This window comes from Aquimarina intermedia, from assembly GCF_008124785.1.
GTDB classification, from domain to species: domain Bacteria; phylum Bacteroidota; class Bacteroidia; order Flavobacteriales; family Flavobacteriaceae; genus Aquimarina; species Aquimarina intermedia.
Window position 1 is genome coordinate 1 of the sequence record NZ_VNHU01000028.1, and the last position, 1,136, is coordinate 1,136.

Below are 1,136 nucleotides of genomic sequence, written 5' to 3' on the forward strand. Positions count from 1 at the left end.
GATTATTCAGATCCAAACGGTTTACAAGTCACTACCACACCTTCTGCAGATTTAAACAATACAGATGGAGCAGATGAGTTGGATTACCGAGATACGGATGATGATAACGATGGTATTGTTACCCTTACCGAAGTAGGCGCAGACCCTGCGAACCCAACAGACAGTAATGTGGATGGTACACCTGATTATTTAGATGCCAGTGATTTAGATGGTGATGGTATTCCTGACAGTGCAGATTTAGATGACGATAACGACGGTATTTTAGACAGTGTTGAAGATCCAAACTTAGATGGTGACAACAATCCATATACAGAAGGAACCGTTGGCGATAATGATTTTGACGGCGATGGTATTCCTAACTTTCAGGACCAAGATGCCGATGGTGATGGTATTCCAGATAATGTAGAGGCTCAAACAACGGCAGGATACCTTGCACCGAGTGGTACCGATGCCAATAATGATGGAGTAGATGATGCCTACGCAGGTGGTCTTACCCCTGTGAACAGTGATGGAGCAGACACAGCAGATTACTTAGACTTAGATTCAGACAACGACAGTATAGTAGATGCTATCGAAGGCTTTGATACAAATAATGATGGGGTAGCTGATATAGTTCCGGCAGGAACCGATACAGACAATGATGGGTTGGATGACAATTTTGACTCGAGTGCAGATTATTCAGATCCAAACGGTTTACAAGTCACTACCACACCTTCTGCAGATTTAAACAATACAGATGGAGCAGATGAGTTGGATTACCGAGACACCGATGATGATAACGATGGTATTGTTACCCTTACCGAAGTAGGCGCAGACCCTGCGAACCCAACAGACAGTAATGTGGATGGTACACCTGACTATTTAGATGCCAGTGATTTAGATGGTGATGGTATTCCGGATAGTGCAGATTTAGATGACGATAACGACGGTATTTTAGACAGTGTTGAAGATCCGAATCTGGATGGTGATAACAATCCATATACAGAAGGAACCGTTGGTGATAATGATTTTGATGGCGATGGTATTCCTAACTTCCAGGATCAAGATGCCGATGGCGATGGCATTCCAGATAATGTGGAGGCTCAAACAACGGCAGGATACCTTGCACCGAGTGGTACCGATGCCAATAATGATGG

At 43.8% G+C, this 1,136-nt stretch carries 1 pseudogene; it reads left to right on the forward strand.

From position 1 onward, the window contains the following. Positions 1–1,136: pseudogene (locus BD809_RS15715) on the forward strand (gliding motility-associated C-terminal domain-containing protein); the annotation flags it as partial.